This window comes from Streptococcus massiliensis DSM 18628, from assembly GCF_000380065.1.
Lineage (GTDB): Bacteria > Bacillota > Bacilli > Lactobacillales > Streptococcaceae > Streptococcus > Streptococcus massiliensis.
Genome location: NZ_KB904371.1, coordinates 1 through 24,898, shown reverse-complemented (window position 1 = coordinate 24,898; position 24,898 = coordinate 1). Strand labels below are relative to the sequence as shown.

General features: G+C 41.8%; 28 protein-coding genes and 2 pseudogenes. 3 read left to right on the top strand and 27 right to left on the bottom strand.

Features of this window, described 5'->3' with window-relative positions:
- Positions 1-7: 7 nt before the first annotated feature.
- The 23 genes and pseudogenes from A3I3_RS0102455 to A3I3_RS0102345 all read right to left on the bottom strand — a co-directional run bounded on the left by A3I3_RS0102455 (position 8) and on the right by A3I3_RS0102345 (position 18,178).
- The gene (locus A3I3_RS0102455; protein ID WP_018371152.1) at positions 8-1,543 is read right to left on the bottom strand and encodes a hypothetical protein; all 1,536 of its coding nucleotides are present in this window, start codon (positions 1,541-1,543) and stop codon (positions 8-10) included.
- Positions 1,533-2,246 carry an ABC transporter ATP-binding protein gene (locus tag A3I3_RS0102450; protein WP_018371151.1) on the bottom strand — a complete coding sequence of 238 codons (714 nt, stop codon included), beginning with the start codon at positions 2,244-2,246 and terminating at the stop codon, positions 1,533-1,535. The genes A3I3_RS0102455 and A3I3_RS0102450 overlap by 11 nt, the downstream gene beginning before the upstream one ends.
- Before the next feature lie 73 nt (positions 2,247-2,319).
- Positions 2,320-2,934: a TetR/AcrR family transcriptional regulator gene (locus A3I3_RS0102445; protein ID WP_018371150.1), complete on the bottom strand. Its 615-nt coding sequence runs from the start codon at positions 2,932-2,934 to the stop codon at positions 2,320-2,322.
- Positions 2,935-3,049: 115 nt separating this feature from the next.
- Complete coding sequence (gene rpsR / locus A3I3_RS0102440) at positions 3,050-3,292, bottom strand: 30S ribosomal protein S18 (RefSeq protein WP_018371149.1); 243 nt, start codon at positions 3,290-3,292, stop codon at positions 3,050-3,052.
- Between the two features lie 32 nt (positions 3,293-3,324).
- Positions 3,325-3,816, bottom strand: a complete 492-nt coding sequence (locus A3I3_RS0102435) for a single-stranded DNA-binding protein (RefSeq protein ID WP_018371148.1) — start codon at positions 3,814-3,816, stop codon at positions 3,325-3,327.
- An 11-nt stretch (positions 3,817-3,827) separates the two neighbouring features.
- On the bottom strand, positions 3,828-4,118 hold the full coding sequence (gene rpsF / locus A3I3_RS0102430; RefSeq protein ID WP_018371147.1) for a 30S ribosomal protein S6: 291 nt from the start codon (positions 4,116-4,118) through the stop codon (positions 3,828-3,830).
- A gap of 179 nt (positions 4,119-4,297) precedes the next feature.
- Complete coding sequence (locus tag A3I3_RS0102425; protein WP_018371146.1) at positions 4,298-5,344, bottom strand: alpha/beta fold hydrolase; 1,047 nt, start codon at positions 5,342-5,344, stop codon at positions 4,298-4,300.
- 34 nt (positions 5,345-5,378) lie between these two features.
- A complete protein-coding gene (locus tag A3I3_RS0102420) occupies positions 5,379-6,017 on the bottom strand; it encodes a TetR/AcrR family transcriptional regulator (protein WP_018371145.1) in 639 nt (212 codons plus the stop codon).
- 161 nt (positions 6,018-6,178) lie between these two features.
- Positions 6,179-6,286, bottom strand: a pseudogene (locus A3I3_RS10950) (DUF961 family protein); the annotation flags it as partial.
- A 398-nt stretch (positions 6,287-6,684) separates the two neighbouring features.
- Entirely contained in the window at positions 6,685-7,338 is a 654-nt protein-coding gene (locus tag A3I3_RS0102410; protein ID WP_018371143.1) for a VTT domain-containing protein, read from the bottom strand.
- Between the two features lie 128 nt (positions 7,339-7,466).
- The gene (locus tag A3I3_RS0102405; RefSeq protein WP_018371142.1) at positions 7,467-8,237 is read right to left on the bottom strand and encodes an acetyl-CoA carboxylase carboxyl transferase subunit alpha; all 771 of its coding nucleotides are present in this window, start codon (positions 8,235-8,237) and stop codon (positions 7,467-7,469) included.
- On the bottom strand, positions 8,234-9,097 hold the full coding sequence (gene accD / locus A3I3_RS0102400) for an acetyl-CoA carboxylase, carboxyltransferase subunit beta (protein ID WP_018371141.1): 864 nt from the start codon (positions 9,095-9,097) through the stop codon (positions 8,234-8,236). Before accD ends, A3I3_RS0102405 begins: the two co-directional genes overlap by 4 nt.
- Positions 9,098-9,131: 34 nt before the next feature.
- Positions 9,132-10,514, bottom strand: a complete 1,383-nt coding sequence (gene accC / locus A3I3_RS0102395; protein WP_018371140.1) for an acetyl-CoA carboxylase biotin carboxylase subunit — start codon at positions 10,512-10,514, stop codon at positions 9,132-9,134.
- Positions 10,515-10,529: 15 nt separating this feature from the next.
- Positions 10,530-10,952 (bottom strand): 3-hydroxyacyl-ACP dehydratase FabZ, encoded by a 423-nt coding sequence (fabZ, locus tag A3I3_RS0102390; RefSeq protein WP_018371139.1) that lies wholly within the window; start codon positions 10,950-10,952, stop codon positions 10,530-10,532.
- Positions 10,949-11,407 carry an acetyl-CoA carboxylase biotin carboxyl carrier protein gene (gene accB, locus A3I3_RS0102385; RefSeq protein WP_018371138.1) on the bottom strand — a complete coding sequence of 153 codons (459 nt, stop codon included), beginning with the start codon at positions 11,405-11,407 and terminating at the stop codon, positions 10,949-10,951. The genes fabZ and accB overlap by 4 nt, the downstream gene beginning before the upstream one ends.
- Complete coding sequence (fabF, locus tag A3I3_RS0102380; RefSeq protein WP_018371137.1) at positions 11,408-12,640, bottom strand: beta-ketoacyl-ACP synthase II; 1,233 nt, start codon at positions 12,638-12,640, stop codon at positions 11,408-11,410.
- Positions 12,641-12,657: 17 nt separating this feature from the next.
- Entirely contained in the window at positions 12,658-13,392 is a 735-nt protein-coding gene (gene fabG / locus A3I3_RS0102375) for a 3-oxoacyl-[acyl-carrier-protein] reductase (protein ID WP_018371136.1), read from the bottom strand.
- Between the two features lie 9 nt (positions 13,393-13,401).
- The gene (gene fabD, locus A3I3_RS0102370) at positions 13,402-14,322 is read right to left on the bottom strand and encodes an ACP S-malonyltransferase (RefSeq protein WP_018371135.1); all 921 of its coding nucleotides are present in this window, start codon (positions 14,320-14,322) and stop codon (positions 13,402-13,404) included.
- Positions 14,315-15,289, bottom strand: coding sequence for an enoyl-[acyl-carrier-protein] reductase FabK (gene fabK / locus A3I3_RS0102365; protein ID WP_018371134.1), 975 nt, complete (start codon positions 15,287-15,289; stop codon positions 14,315-14,317). Before fabK ends, fabD begins: the two co-directional genes overlap by 8 nt.
- 238 nt (positions 15,290-15,527) lie before the next feature.
- Positions 15,528-15,752, bottom strand: coding sequence for an acyl carrier protein (locus A3I3_RS0102360; RefSeq protein WP_018371133.1), 225 nt, complete (start codon positions 15,750-15,752; stop codon positions 15,528-15,530).
- 51 nt (positions 15,753-15,803) lie between these two features.
- The gene (locus tag A3I3_RS0102355; RefSeq protein WP_018371132.1) at positions 15,804-16,778 is read right to left on the bottom strand and encodes a beta-ketoacyl-ACP synthase III; all 975 of its coding nucleotides are present in this window, start codon (positions 16,776-16,778) and stop codon (positions 15,804-15,806) included.
- On the bottom strand, positions 16,778-17,212 hold the full coding sequence (gene fabT, locus A3I3_RS0102350; RefSeq protein ID WP_018371131.1) for a fatty acid biosynthesis transcriptional regulator FabT: 435 nt from the start codon (positions 17,210-17,212) through the stop codon (positions 16,778-16,780). The genes A3I3_RS0102355 and fabT overlap by 1 nt, the downstream gene beginning before the upstream one ends.
- A gap of 174 nt (positions 17,213-17,386) precedes the next feature.
- Entirely contained in the window at positions 17,387-18,178 is a 792-nt protein-coding gene (locus A3I3_RS0102345; RefSeq protein WP_018371130.1) for an enoyl-CoA hydratase, read from the bottom strand.
- A gap of 220 nt (positions 18,179-18,398) precedes the next feature.
- Between A3I3_RS0102345 and A3I3_RS0102340 the strand changes: the two genes are divergently transcribed.
- On the top strand, positions 18,399-19,760 hold the full coding sequence (locus tag A3I3_RS0102340; protein ID WP_018371129.1) for an aspartate kinase: 1,362 nt from the start codon (positions 18,399-18,401) through the stop codon (positions 19,758-19,760).
- A gap of 276 nt (positions 19,761-20,036) precedes the next feature.
- Here the strand turns inward: A3I3_RS0102340 and A3I3_RS0102335 are convergent, their stop codons facing one another.
- From A3I3_RS0102335 to A3I3_RS0102320, 4 genes are all read right to left on the bottom strand, one after another.
- Positions 20,037-21,374 carry a PFL family protein gene (locus A3I3_RS0102335; RefSeq protein ID WP_018371128.1) on the bottom strand — a complete coding sequence of 446 codons (1,338 nt, stop codon included), beginning with the start codon at positions 21,372-21,374 and terminating at the stop codon, positions 20,037-20,039.
- 9 nt (positions 21,375-21,383) lie between these two features.
- The gene (locus A3I3_RS0102330) at positions 21,384-21,650 is read right to left on the bottom strand and encodes an ACT domain-containing protein (protein ID WP_018371127.1); all 267 of its coding nucleotides are present in this window, start codon (positions 21,648-21,650) and stop codon (positions 21,384-21,386) included.
- 96 nt (positions 21,651-21,746) lie between these two features.
- On the bottom strand, positions 21,747-22,880 hold the full coding sequence (locus A3I3_RS0102325; RefSeq protein ID WP_018371126.1) for an ABC transporter ATP-binding protein: 1,134 nt from the start codon (positions 22,878-22,880) through the stop codon (positions 21,747-21,749).
- Positions 22,881-23,026: 146 nt separating this feature from the next.
- Complete coding sequence (locus A3I3_RS0102320; RefSeq protein WP_018371125.1) at positions 23,027-23,893, bottom strand: helix-turn-helix domain-containing protein; 867 nt, start codon at positions 23,891-23,893, stop codon at positions 23,027-23,029.
- Positions 23,894-24,036: 143 nt separating this feature from the next.
- Here A3I3_RS0102320 and A3I3_RS0102315 point away from each other — a divergent pair, with 143 nt between their 5' ends.
- Positions 24,037-24,558, top strand: coding sequence for a biotin transporter BioY (locus A3I3_RS0102315; RefSeq protein ID WP_018371124.1), 522 nt, complete (start codon positions 24,037-24,039; stop codon positions 24,556-24,558).
- 185 nt (positions 24,559-24,743) lie between these two features.
- Positions 24,744-24,898: pseudogene (locus A3I3_RS10785) on the top strand (ISL3 family transposase); the annotation flags it as partial.

The window sequence follows — 24,898 nt, the reverse complement described above, 5'->3', positions numbered from 1 at the left end:
CTTCTTTTTATTTTTCCAAAAAACGGATAGCGGAAAGCCGATGATAGATAAAGCCGACGGCCAAGAAAAGGACGATAGCCGTGAGCCACAGGCTAAGTGGCAGAGAAAGCCCCGTCAGGCCTGCTAGCAAGACTGGGAAGATAACTGAGAGCAAACCCAGGAGCCCCGACAAGAGGGCAGCCTTACTCTGCTTGATGATGACAACCTCACTATCCCAATCAAAGCGCGGAAAGAGGAGATTGAGGTACATTCCCTGCGCGGCTGTAAAAAAGGAATAGACCAAGGGAAGCAAGAGCAAGGTCAGACTTTCCAAACCTGTCAGCGGAAAGCGCCAGAGAAAAATGGGAACCACTAAAAGATAAGCGAAAAAGTGCAGAGACAGGGTGATAGAGAGCTTTGCCCCAACAATCTGCCGCATGGACAAAGGCATGGTCTGTAAGAGAGAATGATTTTCACCTTCGAGAGAAAGGCTTGATGCTGCTGGGCAGGCAAGAGCAAAGGAAGCGCTGACGAGTAGAGGAAGAAAACCACCGATTTTTTCCAGCCCAAATCTTCCAGCCACCTGCGCGGGATTGACAAAAAGTAAACCAAAGGCTAGAAAAATCAAGAAAAAGACCCCCAAGCCTGCATTGAGCATATAGGTCGACGAATGAAGAAAAGAACCTAGTTCCTTTTGATAGAGGGCAACAAAGGGAGAATGCAGCTGCCGCTTGTGGTGCCGACTAGTTCTTACTTCCTGCCCCAGCCATTCATCCATTTTCCCGTAAAATCGCCCTAAAAGGCGAGTGCCAAGCAAACTTGCTGCCAAGGAAAGGAGAATGAAAACGAGACTGGCAAGAAAGAAGTGCTTCAAATCCAAAAACAGGAGCGCCAGAGGATATATCTTGCTCAGAGCCTGGCTCAGATAAAAGCTGAAATTGATCAGATTTATCTCCTGAGCACTGAAAACATTCAGCCCGACAAAGAGCCCCAAAAGAAGCAGGGACAAGATAAGGGTAAACGCATTTTTGTAGCGCACCTTGACCGAGATCCTAGCGATGACGAGCCCCGCCATTGCCGCCATAAAAATCGGAATCATGGGTAGGAAAAAGAGCAAGATGAGATAGACTAGAAAAATCACAACTTGCCCAGAGCTGTGCAGCCAGACAAGCCCCGCAGGCAGGACAAAGATTAGCGACAAGCCAAGCATGAGCAGGTAGAGAAAGGCTTGTTTGGCAAGGACAATTTCCCGGCTGGTCAAGGGCAAGACACTCAATTTTTCAAAATCACGACGGTTAAAAACGAAATCGTTAAACTGAAAGAAAGTGAAAAGAAAGACCGCGACGCTTGCTACCGCTAGCATGTAAGCCAAAATTGCATCCATTTGTCCCATTCTGACCAAGCTGACCGCCGTCAGGACATTGTAGCCGCTGATATAAAGAGCGCCAATCAAAAGCCCAAAAATCAGAAAAAAGCGGGAAGATTTTTTGCGTCTCCGATATTCATTCAAAGAAAAATAGGAAATCAATTCCATTTTTAAAACAGAAAACACCTTATTCATCATCTTGCAACTCCATAAAAATTGTTTCCAGCGAAGAAGCACCCTTGACCTCATCGAGGTTACCGTTTGCAACCAGTCGCCCCGCCTTCATAATGGCAACCTTATTGCACAACTTTTCGGCCACTTCCAAGACATGGGTCGAAAAGAAAATGGCACAGCCCGCTGCCGCTCGCTCTTTCATGATTTCCTTTAGATGATAGGCACCTTTGGGGTCAAGACCGACAAAGGGTTCGTCCAAAATCAAGAGCTTGGGCCCGTGAACAAGCGCCGCAATCAGCGCCAAACGCTGCTTCATTCCATGGGAATAAGAAGAAATCAGATTGTCCAAGGCTGGCTCTAACTCAAAAATCCGAGCATATTGTTCTACGATACTGTTGCGCTTTTCCATGGGCACGCCATAAACATTTCCAATAAAATCAATGTATTGATAACCCGTCAACTGCTCATACAGATTGGGATTATCCGGCAAAAAAGCGAATTGCTGCTTGCATTTGACCGGCTCCTCCCTAATCGAATGCCCTAAAATCTGAATGTCGCCCTCATCAAAGCCATGAATGCCCACGACCGCCTTAATGGTCGTCGTTTTGCCCGCACCATTTGCCCCGATAAAGCCGTAGATGTCGCCCGCCTCAACCGTCAAAGTCAAGTCCTTGACCGCCTCCTTGCCATTGGCATAAGTCTTACTGATATGTTGAATATCTAACATGGTCTCTCCTTTTAACTACAACTGACAAATTGCCAATTTTCTGTTTAAAGAATGAGCTTGACCAAGCTCACTATTACAAATCATTCTCATCAATTTCCAGCGTCCTTGCCAGCAAACGCTTATAGGCCGCTAGATACTGCACCATTTCTTGCTCGCTTTGACTTTGTATTTTGGCATCATTTGACACGAAAACATAAGCCGTCATCAAGAAAGTCGCCGTCTCCTTTGGACGCTCCAAGTGAAACAGCTGCTGAGCTCTTCCCTCCTCTAAAATATTGGTAAAATAAACCGTCATCTGTCGGCAGAGCTTATGGCAAAAGCGATCCAAAAGATAGCGATTTGCGTCTAAGTGAACCGTATTTTGTAGGGTTTTATTTTCCTGTGTCAAGCTGGATTCTGAAATCATGGTCGCATCCATAAACAAACGCAGTTTTTCCAGCACAGGTAAATCCTCCTGCTGGCTGATTTCTTTCAACTGCTGCAAAAGCGGCTCTGAATACTTTTCAATCAGGCAATAAAGGATATCTTCCTTGTCCTTGAAATGGTAGTAGAGAAGCCCCCGCGAAATCCCCGCTTCATTGATGATGTCCTGTGTTCTCGTCTTTAGATAGCCCTTTTCATGGAAGACTTTCATGGCTGCCGCCATAATTTCTGCTCGCCGAACCTGTGGCGTTTTTACATCTCTCATCTCTTTTCCCTCATTTACTAAAGTAGTATAACACTCAACTGACAAATTGTCAATAAAAGTCCTGAAAATTTCCTCTTTTTTTTACACAAAAAAAGAGACCTGACGGTCTCCATCTTTAGTCTTCATTTACGAAAGGCATCAAAGCCATTACACGAGCACGTTTGATAGCGGTTGTTACTTTACGTTGGTTTTTAGCTGATGTTCCAGTCACACGACGAGGAAGAATTTTCCCACGTTCTGAAACGAAACGGCTAAGCAATTCTGTATCTTTGTAATCAACATATTCAATTTTGTTTGCTGCGATGTAATCAACTTTTTTACGGCGTTTAAATCCGCCACGACGTTGTTGTTGAGCCATGTTCTTTCTCCTTTATATATTTAATAGTCCCATTAAAATGGTAGATCGTCATCTGAAATATCCATCGGGCTCGTTGCTCCAAATGGACTTTCATCACGTGAAAAATTAGGCGTTTGAGAAGATGATTGACTGTTGCCAAAATTAGGTGTTGGGCTACCAAAATTATTATTTGGCGTATAACCACTACCTTGACCTTCACGAGCAGCGCGACTTTCCAGCATTTGGAAGTTTTCTGCTACAACCTCAGTAACATAGACACGCTGTCCTTGCTGATTTTCGTAGTTGCGGGTCTGAATACGACCAGTCACTCCAATCAAAGCACCTTTTTTTGCCCAGTTTGCCAAATTCTCAGCCGGCTGACGCCACATCACGCAATTGATGAAGTCTGCCTCACGCTCACCGTTCTGACTTTTAAAATTGCGGTTTACTGCAAGAGTGAAGGTCGCAACGGCAACATTAGAGGGTGTATAGCGAAGTTCTGCATCTCGGGTCATCCGACCCACAAGTACAACGTTATTTATCATAGTAACCCTTCTTATGCGTCAAGTTTGACGATCATGTGACGAAGAATGTCAGCGTTGATTTTTGAAAGACGGTCAAATTCATTCAAAGCGACTGCGTCTTCAGCTTCAACGTTTACGATGTGGTAAAGTCCTTCACGGAAATCTTGGATTTCGTATGCAAGACGACGTTTTTCCCAGTCTTTTGACTCAACGATAGTTGCACCGTTGTCAGTTAAGATAGAGTCAAAACGCGTTACCAAAGCAGTTTTTGCTTCTTCTTCAATGTTTGGACGAATAATATAAAGAATTTCGTATTTAGCCATTGATAGTTCCTCCTTTTGGTCTAATGACTCACGATCTCTGCCGCGAGTAAGTGAGGCACGCTCACAAGATACTATTATAGCGCAGATTGGCTTATTATGCAAGGAAAATTAGTAATTATTTATCAGCTAAGTTCACTTTTTATAATAAACATATTGCAAATTTTCAATTATCATTTTCATCACGCACCATTATATGTAGAATTGTCAGATACTATTTCTTTAAATTCTGATAGTAGTTTAATATACTCTTTTGGCTTGAAAGCATGAATAACATGATTAGCGGAAACTTTTTTATATATTATTTGCGAAGCCAAGGAAATAGCATGCTGAGCGTCATCATCATCAAATGCTCCTACAAGTCCGTAATTTTCGTATCGTTTCCAATCGGCTTGAATAAGCAATATGGGGCATTTCGTTTTCTTAAAAGCTTCTGCATGATCAATGCCATCATAAAATCTACCATCCACAAAGGCTCTGGCAAAATCTGGGTCAAACATAGATAATGATTTAATTAGCAAACGCAAGCTATTCGGGAATGGGAATCCGATTTCGACTGGACTATCGGGGTATTTATTTTGAAACTTCTTTATCTTTCGTGACAACCAACTGACAAACCAATTTGGAATTTTTTTGATTCTCTTATCAGAGGCTGGTACTTCCATATCTTTAAAATAATTTGCCAAATCTCTATCTGATATATTCCCAATTTGATCAACAAGATGTTTTAGTCCGTTATATACAAATTTATCTTGTTCTTTAAATCGTGGCATTTCAGCAGAAAAAATAGGTGCGTCCTCAAGAATAATTCCGGAAACATATTCGGGAATATTAGCAGCACACCAAAGAGCGATAATGCCACCCGATGAATTTCCGCTAATAATTACCTTTTGTTTTATTACATTTTCTATAAATAGTTTTATATCCTCACCAATAATTTTCCATGAATAATATCCCGGTGTCCAAGAAGATTTTCCATGACCTCTCACATCTATGGCATATACTTGAAAAATTTTTGATAGTGGTAAAAGCACTTTTTTATAACTTTCCCACATACCAATTTGAGCTGGAATCAACAATAAACTTGGTCCATTATTAGGACCAACAACAAAGTTCAGTTTAACATTCCCTGTATCATAAGTTTTTTCTGAAAAACCAGCGGCAATCAGTTTTCTATTATTTAATTTTCCAGATAAATGTTCGTATGGATTTTTATAGTCATAGTTCATTCAACATTCCTCCTAATTATAATATTGAAAAGTTTTATTTGATGACAATTCCGTAAATCATTAAATCAAGACATTCTTTAATATCTTCTTTAAATTCATTAAAATTATCAAATAACTCCGTTGGATTGTCTTGATACAAATGGAGATATTTCATTACAATTGCATCAATATATAAACTTAAACTCTCAATAATTTTTTGAGTGTCTATGTCTTGCCTTAGTCTTAATTTTTTAACAGCATTTAAAATAATCTTACTTGATTTTTCTTTTGATTTTTTATGATATATGTTGAAAATATTTCTAACTTCTTTGCTAACTTCTTTGTGTGTTTCCTTAGAAACCATATTTAAAAACTTTGTTTCATTTGGATATCTCGTGATTAAATTGTATTTCATATCCATCATGTCAAAAATTATTTCATAAAAGTCATCATGAATTTCTTCATATTTTAAATCTTGCGTCAATAGGTCAATTGTATAATTAAACAAATATAAATAAAAATTCTTTTTACTGCCAAAATAGTAAAATAGTAAACCTTTAGAAATGCCAGCTTCATAAGTGATTAAATCAGTACGTGCTTCTACAAAAGAAAACTTCGAGAAAATTTCAATTCCTTTAGTTATTATTTGCTCCTTTTTTTCATCTGAAATTTTTTCAAAATTCTTAGTAGTCATAAGACACCTCACTAAATTGACTAGCCAGTCAGTATGTTCAATTAGAGTATATCATATTTTGACTGACTGGTCAATTTTAGATGGTAGAGAATGAAATGGAAATATTTTCTTTGATTAGATTACTTCACAATCTTCCAATTGCTTTCATTCTTTTCAAGTGTCAGACTAAACTGCCCGTTGATTCTTCTCTGAATAACCTTATCTTCACCAGCAAATTCCAAGTTTCCAAAAATTTTTCCCATATTGAGAATAACAAATTTACGTTCCATATTTCGTCCTTTCTGTGATATATTGATTTTTATGTTTTTAGTGTCTTTATCGTGGGAGAGCTACATTTTCTTTCCCAAGTTTTTCTTTCCATCATTATCACGATTTTTCAAATTGAGTAAAAAAATAGACACCTCATTTTTGAAGTGCCTACCTTTGTGAATATTCGATTTGCATTGGAAGTATATTTTAATTATCACTTTTCAGGAAAAATTGTCGTACCAAAGCTCATTCATACGTAGAAAATCAATAGTAATTTGATTGGTTTATCCCTGACGAGGTATAATGCTTCCAGTGTTTATGCGGATAGTGGAAATTTTATGCTATTTTTAAGCTAAAACCTGACCATAGCTAGTTTACTTAGCATATTTACTTTCACAATAAAACAGCAGTTCTACAACTACCGTTTCATTTGTTTATTCCGTTTTTGAATGATTCGGCCTTTTAGCAGTGTTATAACCGTGGGCATCAGCGTTACAATAACAATTCCCAGCACAATCGCTGAAAAGTGTGCCTTAACAAAAGAGATATTTCCAAAAAGATAGCCGGCACCCGTCGCAATCAGAGACCAAGAAAAGGCTGCTAGCAAGACTCGCTTGATAAAATCAGCTACTGGATATTGGCTAAGACCTGCAACAAAGGGCAGAAAAGTACGAACAATAGGAATGTAGCGCCCCAAAATAATCGCCGCAGAACCATGCTTTTCAAAATAATTCTCCGCCTCACGGATATGCTCCTCTTTAATAAACTTACTAAAAAATTTATGATGAACTAAACGATAGCCCAGCGTTCTTCCTAAATAAAAATTAAGCACATCCCCTGCTAATGCCGCAATGAAAAAGAGACCCATGAACAGCAAAACATGAAAATTCATTTTGGGATTTGCAGCCAAAGCCCCTGCTGCAAAAAGGAGGCTGTCTCCCGGTAAAAATGGAAAAACAACTGCCCCTGTCTCAATAAAAATGACCAAAAAAAGAATAACATAGGTCCAAGGGCCAACTGCCTGTGCAATCGTATAGATGTAATCATCAATGTGTAAAATAAAATTAATCACTATTTTTCTCAACTTTCCTTAAACATTATAACAAAAAATCGCACTGATTAGCACGATTTTTGGAGAAAATGTAGTTAAGGAATTAAACGTCTATTAAAAAAGCCAGAATTCCATTCCAGCCTTTTGTTTTAATATTTTCTAAAACGCTCATAGCGTTCTTCTAGTAGCTGTTCAAGAGACAGCTCTTGGAGCTTTTCAAGTTCCTTAACTAGCTCCTGTTTGACTCGGTCGATCAAGTCTTGCTTGCTCATACCTTTTTCAGATAAGACCTTATCCACTACCTGCATGACAAGGAGTTCAGACGGAGTGATTTTCATCAATTCCGCTGCTTCCATAGCGCGGCTACCGTCTTTCCAGAGGATAGAAGCAAAACCTTCAGGACTGAGAACGGCATAAATCGAATTTTCCAGCATCCAGACTCTGTCCGCTACAGCCAAAGCCAGCGCCCCGCCTGAGCCGCCCTCACCGATGATAATGGCGATAATCGGTACTTTCAGGTCACTCATTTCCATTAAATTGCGAGCAATCGCTTCACCTTGACCACGCTCCTCAGCACCAAGACCCGGATAAGCACCGGCAGTATTGATAAAAGTAATAACTGGACGCCCAAATTTTTCAGCCTGTTTCATCAAACGCAACGCCTTACGGTAGCCTTCGGGATGAGGTTGACCAAAATTACGGTTAAGGTTATCTTGGAGGTTACGCCCTTTTTGGATACCGACAAAGGTAATAGGCTGGTCTGCCAGCCGACCAATCCCTCCTACTACAGCACCATCATCACGAAAAGAACGATCTCCATGAAGCTCTATCACATCCTCAAAAAGGGCATGCGCGAAATCAAGAGCTGTTAAACGTGCTTGGTCGCGCGCTCCTTTTACAATTTGACTAATCCTACTCATATTTGTCCCCCATGTAGACCAAGCAGCTGCCCAATCTTATCTCGTAATTCTGCTCGTTCAACAATTGCATCTACAAAACCATGCTCAAGCAAAAATTCCGCTTTTTGAAAATCATCCGGCAGATTTTCCCGCACGGTCGACTCAATCACGCGCCGTCCAGCAAAGCCGATCAAGGTCTGTGGCTCAGCTAAGATGATGTCGCCCTCCATAGCAAAGGACGCTGTCACGCCGCCTGTAGTCGGGTCGGTCAAAACAGTCAGATAAAACAAGCCTGCCTTAGAATGTCTTTGGACAGCTGCTGAAATCTTCGCCATTTGCATGAGACTCATGATGCCCTCCTGCATGCGAGCACCACCCGATGCTGTAAAGAGTACGACTGGCAGTTTTTCCTCTGTCGCATACTCAAAAAGGCGAGTGATTTTTTCACCCACAACTGTTCCCATGGAAGCCATGATAAAATTAGAATCCATAATACCAAGTGCAATCTTATGATCACAAATAGTCGCAGTTCCTGTTAAAACAGCCTCGTCCAGACCCGTTTTTTCACGAACTGTTGCTAATTTTTCCATATAATTCGGAAAATTAATGGGATTTTTTGTTTCAATTCCTGAAAAAAGTTCTTTAAAAGAAGCTGGATCAATAGTGAGCTCTAAACGCTCAAAAGCAGAAATCCGAAAATTATATGAACAGAGTGGGCAAACCTTAGTTTTTCCTAAATCTTTCTTGTAAATCGTGTGCTGACAAGCCGGGCATTTAGCAAAGAGTTCATCAGGTACTTCTGGCTTAGCTTGTGCTGCTTCCTTTATGGAACGATTTGGATTGATTCGGATATATTTATCCTTTTTTGAAAACAAAGCCATTATTTATATGTACTCCTTCATCAAATATGAGGCTTTAGCCTTCTTGGTTTTTAAGTTTCTCTTGATAAGCTGGTAAGAATTTCTCCATTAAAAAGGCAGTATCATAATCTCCTGCGATAACATGAGGATCTGAAATCAGATCTAATTGAAAACTGCTATTAGTTAAGACACCGTCAATATCCAGTTCATAAAGCGCACGCTGCATCTTCATGAGTGCATCAAAACGATTTTCACCGTGAACGATGATTTTGGCAATCATACTGTCATAATAAGGCGGAATGGTGTAGCCCGGATAAACCGCTGAGTCCACACGCAGACCGACACCTCCGCTCGGCAGATAAAGATTAGAAATCGTGCCGGGGCTAGGCGCAAAATTAAAGGCTGGATTTTCCGCATTGATTCGACACTCAATGGCATGCCCAGTAATGGTGACATCATCCTGGCTGAAGGACAGCTCTTGCCCTGCAGCAATCTTGATTTGCTCCTTGACAATGTCAACGCCAGTGACAAATTCTGTGACCGGATGCTCTACTTGAACCCGCGTGTTCATTTCCATAAAGTAGAACTCGCCTTTTTCTTCGTCCAGCAGAAATTCAATGGTTCCCGCATTTTCGTAGCCAACCGACTCGGCAGCGCGTACAGCCGCCTGACCGATTTGCTGGCGCAGTGTTTTTCCAATCGCTACTGACGGACTTTCTTCCAAGACTTTTTGATTATTTCTTTGCAGTGAGCAATCGCGTTCACCCAAATGAACCACATGACCGTGCTGGTCAGCCAAAATCTGAACTTCGATGTGACGTGCTGGGTAAATCACCCGCTCCAAATACATAGCGCCATTGCCAAAAGCAGCCTTGGCTTCACTTGAAGCAGACTCAAAAGCAGGAACTAAGTCCTCTGCTTTTTCGACCTTGCGAATCCCTTTTCCGCCACCACCAGCAGAGGCCTTGAGCATGACTGGATAGCCAATCTTCTCCGCCACTTCAAGAGCTTCTTGCGCCGTGTGCACCTCGCCGTCTGAGCCAGGAATGACAGGGACTTTGGCCGCAATCATCTGCGCTCGTGCATTGATTTTGTCGCCCATGAGATCCATAACTGCACCAGAAGGCCCGATAAATTTAATGCCGACTTCCTCACACATGGTCGCAAACTTGGAATTTTCACTCAAAAATCCAAAGCCTGGGTGAATGGCTTCCGCTTCTGTCAAAACAGCAGCCGACAGCACCGCATTCATATTTAGGTAAGAATCAGTTGATTTGGCTGGTCCGATGCAGATAGCCTCGTCAGCTAGCAAGGTATGCAGAGCTTCTTTGTCAGCAGTCGAATAAACCGCAACCGTCTCAATGCCCAGTTCTCTAGCCGCCCGAATAATCCGCACCGCAATTTCCCCACGATTGGCAATTAAAATTTTACGAAACATGGTGAAATCTCCTTTTTATTGACCAATGGCAAAGGTTAAGGTACCGCTCGCCGTTAGCTTGCCGTCCACCTCAGCCTTGGCTTCCACGACCGCAATTGTTCCACGACGCTTGATAAATTTAGCCGTCATGATGAGCTGGTCGCCCGGCACGACTTGCTTTTTAAATTTAACCTTGTCCATACCAGCGTAAAAGACCAGCTTGCCCTTGTTTTCTTCCTTGGACAATTCCAAAACGCCCGCTGTCTGCGCGAGAGCCTCCATGATTAAAACGCCCGGCATGACAGGATATTGTGGAAAATGCCCGTTAAAGAAAGGCTCGTTGACGGTCACATTTTTCAGCGCAACGATTTCATCGTCTGACACTTCCAAAACGCGATCCACTAATAACATAGGATAACGGTGAGGAAGGGCCTCTTTTATTGCAGTAATATCAATCATTTAATGCGTACCAAGCCTTTCCCAAATTCGACCATTTCCTCATTTTGAACCAGAATTTCTGTCACCACGCCGTCCTTAGGTGCTGGAACTTCGTTCATGACTTTCATGGCTTCGATGATAATCAGGGTTTGACCCTTTTTAACTTGGTCGCCTACTTGTACAAAAGGTGGCTTGTCTGGTCCAGCTGCCAAATAAGCAACGCCGACTAGCGGGCTTTCAACGATGTCGCCTTCCGCCACAACTGTAGGAGCTGGCTGAGCTGGTGTTTCTTCAACTGCTGGACTTGCTTGCGGAGCAGGACTAGCAACCTCTATTGCCGGCGCTACTTGCGGCGCAGAAGTGTTAACCTCATTCTTACTGAAAGTCAATTCATCGCTTTGATTTTTATAAGAAAATTCTCTAAGACTTGATTGGTCAAACTGAGCCATCAACTCTTTGATTTCATTGATATTCATCTAATCCTCCCAACGTTTAAAGGCAAGCACTGCATTGTGTCCACCAAAGCCAAAGGTATTTGAAATAGCATACTCTATATCATGCTCTTTTCCTTGACCATAGACGACATTTGCCTCGATATAATCAGATAACTCGCTAGTACCAGCCGTCATTGGCACATAGCTGTGGCGAATCGCTTCAATTGAAGCAATGGCTTCGACTGCGCCAGCAGCTCCCAGCAAGTGCCCTGTAAATGACTTGGTTGAGGATACAGGAACGTCCTTGCCCAGCACTGCTACGATAGAGGCACTCTCACCTTTTTCGTTAGCTGGCGTTGAAGTTCCGTGAGCATTGACATAACCGACTTGGCTTGGCTCGATTTTGGCTTCTTCCAAAGCTAACTTAATGGCCTTAATGGCTCCCAGACCTTCTGGATGTGGAGAAGTCATGTGGTAGGCGTCACAAGTATTTCCGTAGCCGACAACTTCAGCCAAGATTGTCGCACCACGTTTTTCAGCATGCTCCAGGCTTTCCAAGACCAGCATACCAGCACCTTCACCCATGATAAAGCCGTTTCTGTCCTTGTCAAATGGAATAGACGAACGAGCTGGGTCTTCGGTTGTTGACAAAGCGGTCAAGGCTTGGAAACCAGCAATGGCAAAAGGTGTGATTGAGGCTTCTGCCCCACCAACTACCATAATATCTTGGAAACCATATTTAATAGAGCGGAACGCGTCACCAATGGCGTCGTTTGAAGAAGCGCAGGCTGTGTTGATTGATTTACATACGCCGTTTGCACCTAGGCGCATAGCGACATTCCCAGCCGCCATATTTGGCAGTGCTTTTGGAAGAGTCATCGGTTTGACCCGTTTTGGTCCCTTGTCATGCAGACGCACGATTTGGTCTTCGATTTCCTTGATTCCACCGATACCTGACGCAACGATGACACCCAAGCGGTCTTTGTCCAAGCTATCAAGATCAAGTTTTGCCATTTCTACCGCTTCTAAAGTCGCATACAAAGCATAGAGCGAGTAGTTATCATAACGATTAGTGTCTTTTTTGATAAAGTATTTGTCAAAGGGAAAATCGTTGATTTCAGCGGCATTATAAACACTGTATTCACTAGCGTCGAACTTGGTAATGGGACCAATTCCGATTTTTCCATTCACCAAGCTATCCCAAAATTCTTGGGGCGTATTTCCAATAGGCGAAGTCAATCCATATCCTGTTACAACAACTCGATTTAGTTTCATACTGAACTCCTTTAATTTTACTGCATAGTAAGACCGCCGTCAATAGCAATCACTTGACCTGTTAAATATTCTTGGCTAGCAAGAAAAATAGCGACATCTGCGACTTCTTCGGTATTTCCAAAGCGTTTCATTGGAATTTGAGCCAGCGAAGCCTCTTTGATTTTCTCAGGTAAGCCCTCAGTCATATCTGACTCGATAAAGCCTGGTGCAATCGCATTGACACGAACATTTCTCGCCGCTACCTCACGCGCTACGGATTTTGAAAAACCAATCAATCCTGCTTTAGACGCTGCATAATTAGCTTGCCCAATATTTCCTGTTAAACCAACAACACTAGAAACATTGATAATAGCTCCCTCACGTGCTTTAGTCATCGGTTTTAAAACAGCTTGTGTCATATTGAAAGCACCTGTCAGATTGACTTTCAAGACTTGTTCAAAGTCTTCCTCGGTCAATTTGAGCATAAGTTTATCCTTGGTGATGCCTGCATTATTAACCAAGACATCCACTGAACCCAAGGCAACAATCGCTTCTTCGACCATACGTTTGGCGTCTTGACTATCTGAAACATCACCTGAAATTGCTACCGTCTTAATAGGGTAGCCAGCGAACTCAGTCAGTACTTCTTCTGAAATTTCGCCACGACCATTCAAAACGATATTGGCACCTTGAGCTGCAAATTTATGAGCAATAGCAAGACCAATCCCACGAGTCGAACCCGTTATAAAAACATTTTTGTCTTTCAGTTCCATGAATTTTCCTCATTTTTCTAGAAGAGCAGTAAAACTTTCTACGTTTTCTACTTGGCGAACTGTCGCCGACTTATCAATTTTCTTAATAAATCCCGTCAAAACTTTTCCCGGACCAATCTCAATAAAATCCGTCACCCCGGCTTCCTGCATGGTCGCTATACTTTCGTAAAAACGAACGGGCTCCATAACTTGTCGCGTCAAGAGCTCCTTAATCCGCCCTCGCTCCATAACCTTAGCTTCTGTATTTCCGATCAAAGGCAGGCGGAAATCAGAAAAATCAACATCTGCGAGTGCCTGTGCTAGTTTGTCACTGGCTGGCTTCAAGAGTGCTGTGTGAAAAGGTCCCGAGACATTCAAAGGAATGAGTCGCTTGACTCCAGCTTCCTTCAAACGATCCACAGCCTTGTCAACCGCTGCCGCTTCACCACCGATGACAATTTGGCTCGGTGTATTGTAGTTGGCTGGCGTCACCACGCCAAAAGCGGAACACTCTTGGCAAATTTCCTCAATCAAGGCGACGTCTGCGTTCAAAACAGCAACCATTTTACCAGAACCTGCTGGCGCCGCTTCTTCCATGTAGGCACCACGTTTGGCAACCAGAGCAACTGCGTCTTTAAAATCAAGCGCACCTGCTGCGACCAAGGCAGAATATTCACCCAGCGACAGCCCTGCGACCATATCCGCCTCAAATCCATTTTCGCTCAACAAGCGATAAATAGCGACCGAAGTCGTCAAAATCGCTGGCTGCGTATAGCGAGTTTGGTTGAGTTTTTCTTCATCTTGGTCAATCAAGGCTCTCACATCGTAGCCTAGCACTTGACTAGCCTCGGCAAATGTCTCACGAACCACGTCGTATTCTTCATAGAGATCACGCGCCATGCCGAGATACTGGGCGCCTTGACCTGCAAAGAGAAAGGCTGTCTTAGTCATTTCTAGTTACTCCCGCCCAACGGCCTGCTTCTTTTTGGATAACCTCTGCGGCTCCATAGTAGATGTCCTTCAAGATTTCCTCACAAGTTTCCTCTTTGGAAATCAGACCAGCGATTTGTCCAGACATGACAGAACCATTTTCCACATCACCGCGGACAACCGCATTGGCAAGGGCACCTGCTCCTAGATTTTCAAAAACTGTCAAATCAGGATTTTCTTGTTTAAAGGCTTCTTTTTCTGCCTTTTCAAAATCACGTGTTAACTTATTTTTAATAGCACGCACAGCATGACCAAAGTGTTGCGCTGAAATTGTTGTATCAATATCACGCGCCTTGATAATCATATTTTTATAGTTAGGATGAGCATTAGACTCTTTTGCCACAACAAAACGAGTTCCAACTTGAACAGCTTCTGCACCCAGCATAAAGGCTGCTGCTGCCCCACTACCATCAGCAATCCCACCCGCTGCAATAACAGGGATATTAACTGCTTCAACCACTTGGCGTGTTAAAACCATGGTAGTCAGTTTACCGATGTGACCGCCTGCTTCCATACCTTCAGCAATAACGGCATCCGCACCGATTTTTTCCATCCGTTTAGCAAGGGCCACACTTGGCACTACTGGAATGACCGTGATACCAGCCTCATGGAAACGAGCCATATATTTACTAGGATTCCCAGCTCCAGTCGTCACCACCTTGACACCTTCTTCGATAACCAAGTCTACAATATCTTCAGCAAAAGGCGACAAGAGCATGATGTTAACACCAAAAGGTTTATCTGTTACAGCCTTGATTTTGTCAATGTTTGCTTTAACCACTTCTTTTGGAGCATTTCCTCCGCCGATAATCCCTAAACCACCAGCATTAGAAACGGCACCCGCCAAGTCACCGTCAGCGACCCAGGCCATCCCTCCTTGGAAAATTGGATATTTAATTCCTAATAAATCTGTAATACGAGTATGCATAATTTCCTCTTTCTATTATTGACTTGCTTAAGCAATAGCTCGAATGCAACTGGGAGCTGCCAAAGCATTTATAAACTTATCATTTGACAATCAAACTATTGCCTAAACAAGTGGGAGCAGAACAGAAACGTTTTTCGCTACATTCAAAACACGTTTTGTCCCACCCCCGCACGATTTTATTGTCTTCCCAAAAAGAGATGACTAGTCAAAACTACATCCTCTCATACGGGTTTCAATATTATTTAGTTTGTGCCTCTACGTAAGCGACCAAATCACCAACTGTTTTCAAATCACCTTCAGTGTCAATTTGAATATCAAATTCATCTTCGATTTCTGAAATCACTTGGAATAAATCCAATGAATCAGCGTCAAGATCGTCAAAAGAAGACTCAAGCGTCACTTCTTCTGGTTCTTTACCCAATTCTTCAACGATAATTTCTTGTACTTTTTCAAATACTGCCATGATAGACTCCTTTAAAATTAATTATTTTTATCTGTGTTTCCACAGCTTTAACTAAATTGTAACAATAAGTGTGCCCCATGTCAAACCTCCACCAAAGCCACATAGTACCACTTTTTGAGAACTTCCCAGTGTTAACAAATTTTTATCTACACATTCAGACAAAAGAATAGGCACGCTAGCTGCACTAGTATTACCATATTCCATCATATTTGCTGGCAATTTTTCTCGGTCAACTCCCATTTTTTTTGCCATTTTATCTAAAAGGCGGACATTTGCCTGATGAAGCAGATAAGTATCGATCTCATTTACTGAGAAACCAGCTTTCTCTACTGTTTCTTTAATGGATTTTGAAACACGACGCACCGCAAAATCAAAGATAGAACGGCCCTCCATGGTTAAAAATGGTTGATTTTCTCCAAGTTCAGAGAAAGGTGAGCTCAAACCAACTACACCAGATACCAAACTAGAAGCACAAGAACCATCTGAGTGAATACTTTCTGCTAAAAAGTGCTGCTGTTCAGCCTCTTCCAATAAAACACCGCCCGCACCGTCTCCAAAAAGAACAGCTGTTGAACGGTCAGACCAATCCACAATCTTGGATAGAGTTTCGCTTCCAATAACCAAACCTTTTTTGTAAGGGCCTGAACGGATAAACTTTTCAGCCGTTGCCAAGGCAAAGATAAAGCCACTACACGCTGCTACAATATCCATTGCAAAGGCATTCGTTGCACCAATAGCTGCTTGAACCCTCGCCGCGGTTGAAGGCATGTTTGAATCCGGAGTAATAGTTGCTATGAGGATAAAATCCAATTCCTCAGCTGCGAGCCCAGATTTAACGAGCAATTTTTTTGCTACTTCTGCTGCTAAATCACTTGTAGTTTGATTTCTACTGATATGGCGGCGTTCAATTCCTGTGCGCGTCTTGATCCACTCGTCATTAGTATCCATGATCTGGGATAAATTGTCGTTAGTAATGATCTGCTCAGGCACGTAATGAGCCACCTGAGAAATCTTTGCATAACTCATTATTTCAACTCCTCTAAGAAGCGATAGAGACTTTTCAACCCGTTTTCCATAATCAAAAGCTCTTCTGAACTCAAACCATCAGTGATTCGTTCAACCATCCGACGGTGGAAACGTGTATGAAGGCGATAAAGCAAACGCCCTTTTTGAGTCAAACTAAGATAAACCACACGTCGATCCACCTTTGAACGTGTACGCTCAATGTAGCCTTTACGTTCCAAATTATTCAAACTAGTTGTCACTGTCCCCAAAGTCACCATCAGCTCTTTTGCCACCAGACTAGGAGTTGCGTTAGGATTTGCACCGATAACATCTATCGTGTGCATTTCTTTGATGGAGACGTCGTTAAAGCGACTGCTTCTTAGACTCGATTCTTCGACAACCAAAACATTATTAAAGATTGAAGTTAAGTATTCATTGACTTGTTGGTAATCCAAAAATCATCCCTCCTTACCAAATAAGTGAGCGTTGATAACACCATAGATGACAAACAATGTTTCTGTCATCTATCAATCAAACGATTCCACTTCTAAACCATTTGACTCTCAAAGTATAGCAGAACTTTCCGTACTTTGCAAGCCCTAAATTGAAATTTATCTGAAAATTTTTCATTATTTACCTGTAAATTTTGGTCTGCGCCGTTCTCCATAAGCACGCACACCCTCTTTAAAATCATCAGTAAAAGCCAAAGATTTTTGCAAGTTCAATTCTAAGGCAGCATATTCATCCCAAGCTGTAAAGAGACTTTGCCAAACCATTTCTTTCATGGCACGGTAAGAATTGATTGACCCACGTTTTAGCTTTTTCAACAGTTGATCAACTGTTTTCTGCAATTTTTCAGATTCAGATAACCGATAAAGCAAACCATATTCGAGAGCCTTTTCAGCCGTCAGGGCTTCACCTGTCATAACCAAATGTGTCGCACGAGTTACGCCAATCGCACGAGTCAACAGATAAAGTCCTCCAGCATCAGGTGCTAGACCCACACCAACAAAAGCTTGAATAAATCGTGCCTTTTCAGAAGCAATACAGAAATCTGCTGCCACCACCATATTGGCTGCTGCACCCGCCACTGGTCCATCTGCAACTAAAATAACTGGCTTGGGAAGTTTTTTCATCTTGAAAGAAATAACATTAACCAACTCAGCAATTTTCACCAAAGATTGGACATCATCTGCCTCAACTGCACGTTGCATCTCTGCTAGATCTCCACCAACTGAAAAGACTTTTCCCTCTCCCTTGATAATGAGAAAATGCACATCCTCATTTGCATCTACCAAGTCCAGAGCTTTTAGTATTTCTTCACACATAGGAATATTAAAACCGTTTGACACTTCTGGACGATTCAAAGTCAAAGTTGCGACATCGTCTGTCACTTGATACAAAATATTTTCAAAAACCATTTCATCATCTCCAATTTTTATTCATTTTATAATAAAATAATTTGACTATCAAATTTACTATAAAGTTAAGCTTAAGTTTACCATAAAAAAAATATTTTTCAAGTCTAAACATAAAATAAAATGAATTTATTTCGTTTAAATTTGATTCGATTTTTTATTAGTTTATTATTTTTCAGAATTTTGCTATAATTTAACTAAGTTTATTTTTTGAGGAGAATTTATGAAAGTTATCAAATTTGGTGGAAGTTCTTTAGCTTCTGCAAACCAGCTAGAAAAAGTTTTAAATATCGTCAAGTCTGATCCTGACCGCCGTTTCGTCGTCGTATCTGCTCCTGGAAAACGCAGTGCTGACGATACGAAAGTTACAGATGCCTTAATTAAATATTATCGTGATTATGTAGCTGGTAACGATGTCACTAAACGTCAAGACTGGATTATCAATCGCTATGCTGCTATGGTGGAAGAATTAGGTTTACGTCCAGCAATTTTAGAAAAAATTTCTAAAAGTATCAAAAAACTGGCTACCCTCCCCATAGAGGAAAATGATTTCCTCTATGATACATTTCTGGCTGCCGGAGAAAACAATAATGCTAAATTAATCGCTGCCTATTTTTCACAAAACGGAGTTGAGGCGCGTTATGTTCATCCCCGTGAGGCAGGAATCGTGGTAACCAGCGAACCTGGTAATGCACGTATTTTGCCATCTAGTTATGACAAAATCGAAGAATTAGCTGACGGCGATGAAGTTTTGGTTATCCCTGGATTTTTTGGTGTCACCAAAGATGATCAGATCTGTACTTTTTCACGTGGTGGTTCTGATGTCACTGGCTCTATCATTGCCGCTGGTGTCAAGGCTGATCTCTATGAAAACTTCACAGATGTCAACGGGATATTTGCAGCACATCCTGGTGTGATTCATAAACCTCACTCCATTCCTGAATTGACCTATCGCGAAATGCGGGAGTTGGCTTATGCTGGTTTTTCTGTCCTTCATGACGAAGCGCTCATACCTGCTTATCGAGGCAAAATTCCACTCGTTATTAAAAATACAAATAATCCTGACCACCCTGGGACTAAAATCATTTTGAAACATACAACACATGCCTTTCCAGTGGTTGGAATTGCCGCTGATTCAGGTTTTGTCAGCATCAACATGTCCAAATACCTGATGAACCGCGAGGTTGGTTTTGGTCGAAAATTATTAGAAGTCCTCGAAGAATTAAATATCAGCTGGGAACATATGCCGACTGGTATTGACGATCTCTCCATTGTCTTGCGCCAGCGTGAGTTAACACCAATCAAAGAGCAAGAAATTCTACGTCAGCTAACACAAAAACTAGAAGTTGATACGGCTGATATCGAACATGATTTATCAATCATTATGATTGTTGGTGAGAATATGAAAAGCCATGTCGGGGTCACTGCGACTGCTGCCAAAGCCTTATCTGACAACAACATCAATATTCAAATGTTGTCTCAAGGCTCTAGTGAGGTCTCAATTATGTTCGTTATCAAGTCTGAGCAAGAAAAGGAAGCCCTTAAAGCTCTATATGCTGCTTTTTTTGAGAAAAAAGAAAATTAAGTACCAATCTCAACCATCAGGTTGGGATTTTTGTATGCAAAAAGAGGCTAATACAAAAGTATGCAGCCTCAAAAAATCTGTTCAGAATATGTACAAGACGCGGTAGCCTCTTGACTTCTGCGTTCGCCATTACAGACTCCGTACAAGCCTAATAGGCATCACGGGGGTGGGACAACGAACTATTCCTTTTCAGTTTTTTGTGACAAGCTTCGCTTGCTTTATCCACAATCTCCAATAGTCTCCCAGACTATTGGAGATGTCCCACTCCCTGATTTTTTAATTTTTGAAAGAGTGAATGGGTGCTGGAATTTGTCCGCCGCGGGCAATAAAGTCAGCTGAGGAATGCTGGTTGACCGCCATAACAGGCGCCGTTCCCAACAGTCCACCGAACTCAATCATATCGCCTTCTTCGCCCTTAGGAATAATCCGCACGGCTGTCGTCTTTTGATTGATAACGCCGATAGCTGCCTCATCGGCAATCATCGCCGCAATCGTTTCTGCTGGTGTCGCCGCTGGAATAGCAATCATATCTAGCCCGACCGAGCAGATAGCCGTCATGGCTTCTAGCTTTTCCAGATTGAGCGAGCCAGCCTGCACCGCCGCAATCATACCCTCGTCTTCTGATACGGGGATAAAGGCACCGGAGAGTCCGCCGACTTGGTTACAAGCCATAACTCCGCCTTTTTTGACTTGGTCATTGAGTAGAGCGAGCGCAGCAGTCGTTCCATGGGTTCCGACCATTTCCAGTCCCATTTCCTCAAGGACACGCGCCACCGAGTCTCCCACCGCAGGGGTCGGAGCAAGGCTCAGGTCTACAATGCCGAATTTAACCCCCAGCCGCTCGCTGGCTAAACTTCCCACTAGTTGTCCGATACGGGTAATCTTGAAGGCTGTCTTTTTGACCGTCTCAGCCACGACATCAAAGCTGGCACCGCGCACTTTTTCCAAGGCACGCTTGACCACACCAGGACCTGAAACGCCGACATTGATGACCACATCTGCCTCACCGACGCCGTGGAAAGCGCCAGCCATGAAAGGATTATCCTCGACCGCATTGGCAAAGACGACGAGCTTGGCTGCCCCCATATCTGATGCCTGCGCTGTTTCCTTGATAATCCGTCCCATATCCCGCACAGCCGTCATGTTAATGCCCGACTTGGTGGAGCCGATATTGACCGAAGCACAGACCTTGTCAGTCTCAGCTAGCGCCCGCGGAATGGACTGAATCAGAATTTCATCACCCTTTTGATAGCCTTTTTGTACCAGAGCCGAAAATCCGCCGATAAAATCCACGTCGATTTCCTTGGCTGCCTTATCCAAGGCATGCGCAAGAGGCAAGTAATCAGGAGCATCTGTCGCTGCCCCGATCAGGGCAATGGGGGTCACAGAGACCCGCTTGTTGACAATGGGAATCCCCAGTTCAGTCGCAATCTCATCGCCCACCGCAACCAGGTGCTTGGCCTTACTGGTGATTTTCTGATAGACCTTGTCCGCCGCTCTTTCAATATCGCTGTCAATACAGTCCAAAAGGGAAATCCCCATGGTAATGGTGCGAATATCAAAATTCTGCTCCTCAATCATGGCAATGGTTTCAGTAACTTGCTTGATATCCATGAGTCCCCCTTACAGATTGTGCATGGCGTCAAAAATCGCCGCGCTTTGAATATTGATTTTGACATTGAGCTCTTGCCCAAAAGCCTCCAGCTGACTGCGTAGACTAGTGAAATCTTGCTTCTCATCGCTAGACACCACCGCCATCATGGTGAAATACTCATTTAATATAGTCTGAGAAATATCGTCAATATTGAGACCAAGTTCAGCAATCTTGCTAGACACCCCAGCGACAATACCAGTCCTGTCTTTCCCTACTACAGTTACAATCGCTTTCATCTGCTTACTCCTTTAACTTTATTGATAAATTATACCACAAATAATGCTATTCTCCTAATAACACAAAAAAGAGCCGAAAATCGACTCTTCATTTTATTAGCGAATAGCTTGTTCAGTTTCTACATCAAAGAAATGACCCTTATTAACATTGAAGGCTAACTTAACATGTTCACCTGGATTGTGGAGGTCGCGAGCCTCAACACGTGAAACAAATTCAGTATCACCCAATTTACTATAGAGCATAGACTCAGAACCCAATAATTCAGATACGATAACCTCAGCAGTTACAACTGATTCAGGATAAGCATCCAATTCTAATTGAGATGCCTTGATATCTTCTGGACGAATACCAAAAATCAATTCCTTTCCATTGTAGCCTTTGTCTTCCAAAAGTTTGCGTTTTCCTTCTGGCAGACGCAGTGACAAACCTTGTTCTGAACTGATAACACCATCTTTCAAAGCAACCTTGAAGAAGTTCATGGCAGGGCTACCAATGAAGCCAGCTACAAATTTGTTAGCAGGAGTATTGTAAAGCTCTTGTGGAGAACCAATTTGTTCAATACGTCCGATCGTACCTGTACCACTAGGATTTTTAGTCGCACTCATGATAACGATACGGTCTGCCAAAGTCATAGCTTCTGTTTGGTCATGGGTAACATAAATCGTAGTTGCACCGATTCGACGGTGGAGTTTTGCAATTTCTGCACGCATGGATACCCGCAATTTTGCATCCAAGTTTGACAAGGGCTCGTCCATCAAGAAAATCTTAGAGTCACGAACGATAGCACGTCCCATCGCAACCCGTTGACGTTGACCACCAGATAAGTCTGCTGGCTTACGATCAAGAAATTCTATCAAACCAAGAATTTCCGCTGCTTCACGCACTCGACGATCAATTTCATCCTTAGCGTACTTACGAAGCTTCAGACCAAAAGCCATATTTTCATAAACTGTCATATGTGGATAAAGAGCATAGTTTTGGAATACCATGGCAATATCACGGTCTTTCGGTGCCACATCATTCATGACTTGTCCATCAATCAGAAACTCACCTTCAGTAATATCTTCAAGACCAGCAATCATGCGCAGAGTTGTTGATTTTCCACATCCAGAAGGACCAACAAAAACGATAAATTCCTTATCTTGAATGTCAAGATTAAAATCTTCAACTGAGTAGTGTTCACTATTTGGATAACGTTTGTAAACTTTATCTAATTTAACTTGTACCATAACAAGCTCCTTTGAATTTGATATTTTTATTGTAAATGAAAACGCTTTATTCTTCTAGCGCACTTTGCCCAAAAAAGAAAAAAACTCATTGTGCATCTTGCACAACGAGATTACAGGAACCATATTCTAAAAAATATCACTATCAATCATGATAACAATGCCAAACGACAGAGGGCTAAATCATCCATATTTTTTAAATTAAGACCTGTCTGTTCATAGAATTTCTCCAAACGATACTGAAGAGTGTTCCGATGAATATAGAGTTTTTGGGCTACTTTTGTCAAAACCGCTCCCTCATCCCAGAGTATCAAAATTGTCTCCTCCATCTGATCAAATTGGCGAATTGTTCGAGCTAAACGTGTTAAAAAGAGAGCAGAAACAGATTGATTCCTACCAATATTTTCATGTATCATTTGACTAAATGACTTACAAGCGGACTGTTCTGTCGAATTAATCGTTTGCACAAAGAGTTCCCATTCTGCTCGAAAAAGTTGTGACCACTCTGCCTCTAATTCTTGTGGCCAAACTTGACCAAGTGCCACATTTAACCGTACGCCAATATCAAATTCCAATACAGGTAACATTTCTGACAACCCTGATAAAACCTCCATGTAAGGATTTTGCCTTAATACAAAAACGTACATATTTTCATCCAAAGCAAAATCAGCGATGAGATTCGGAAGAAAATCCACCAATAAACCCTTCCAATCCCCCATTTCCTGTCCTGCAACCGAGTCTACTTTTACGTAGACAAATTGGACTGCTGACAGTCCCATTACAGGTAGATCCGCCTTTCCTGACACTAGATAACGATACCAGTTTGACTGACCAGCATTAAAATTTACCAATTCCTGTTCTTGCAAAAGCTGTATTAATAGTAATTCACGGTCAGTCAAATTTCCCTTTTCTAATTCTAACCACTGATCCTTTTTAATTGGCAGACAAACATAGTTATCTCCTATCACAGGAGCTGTCACGATTTTCCCCTGTGGAAATAATTTTTGAATATCCATTTCATTCTCATTTCTTAGTTTCTTTTATTATATCATAGTTAGATGATTCTTAAAACTTGTTATTGTTACCAACAAAAAAATATTTGGTTGACAAATAAGCTAAACTTGCCTATAATATAAACTAGACATAAAGGAGCTTACTCATGAAACAAACCACACGTACCCTGACAACCAATGCACTGTTATTAGCCCTGATCTGTGTGCTTTCTTATCTCAATATTCCACTTCCATTTATTTCAGGAGCTATCACGGGCACTACCTTAGCTATGTGCCTTGTCGCCTTAGTTCGTCCACCCAAGGATACCTTAATTATCATTATCATTTACCTCTTTATGGGAGCTATTGGATTACCAGTCTTTGCTGGCGGAGAAGGATTTGCTAAATTTATCGGACCTGCTGCTGGTTACTATATCAGTTGGCCATTCGCTTTTCCACTACTCAGCTATAGTCTTCAAAAAAAGCAAAATATTTGGCACAAGTATTTCTTAACCCTAGTAATAACGATTCCCATCATTTATGGGATGGGCGCTATTGGTCTCATTCTTACTACCAAGATGGGAATTGTACCAGCCTTTCTAGGACAAATAGTTTACCTGCCAGGAGATACAATCAAGTACTTGATTGCAGTAATTATCGCTAAACGCCTAAAGTTTATTAACGCATAGTCTTTTACAAGAAAGGCAGATTTGAGCATATTAGAACTCTTAATATAAATCACACTAAAAATGGCTCTATAATTTCTGTAGTGGGTAAAATCACTTTAGGGATTATGGAGCTTATTTTGTTGTAGAAAAAAAGTCCCATATGACCTATAATGAAAAGCGACCAAACCATCATTAGAAAGACTCATATGGAACAATTAAATTTTATCACAAACTTACTGGAAATCAAAGACCCTAACATTACGATTTTGGATGTTCTAGATGCTGGAACGCATAAAGAAATCATCGCGAAGTTGGATTATCCTGCTCCTAAATGCTACAGCTGTCATGGTCAGATGGCTAA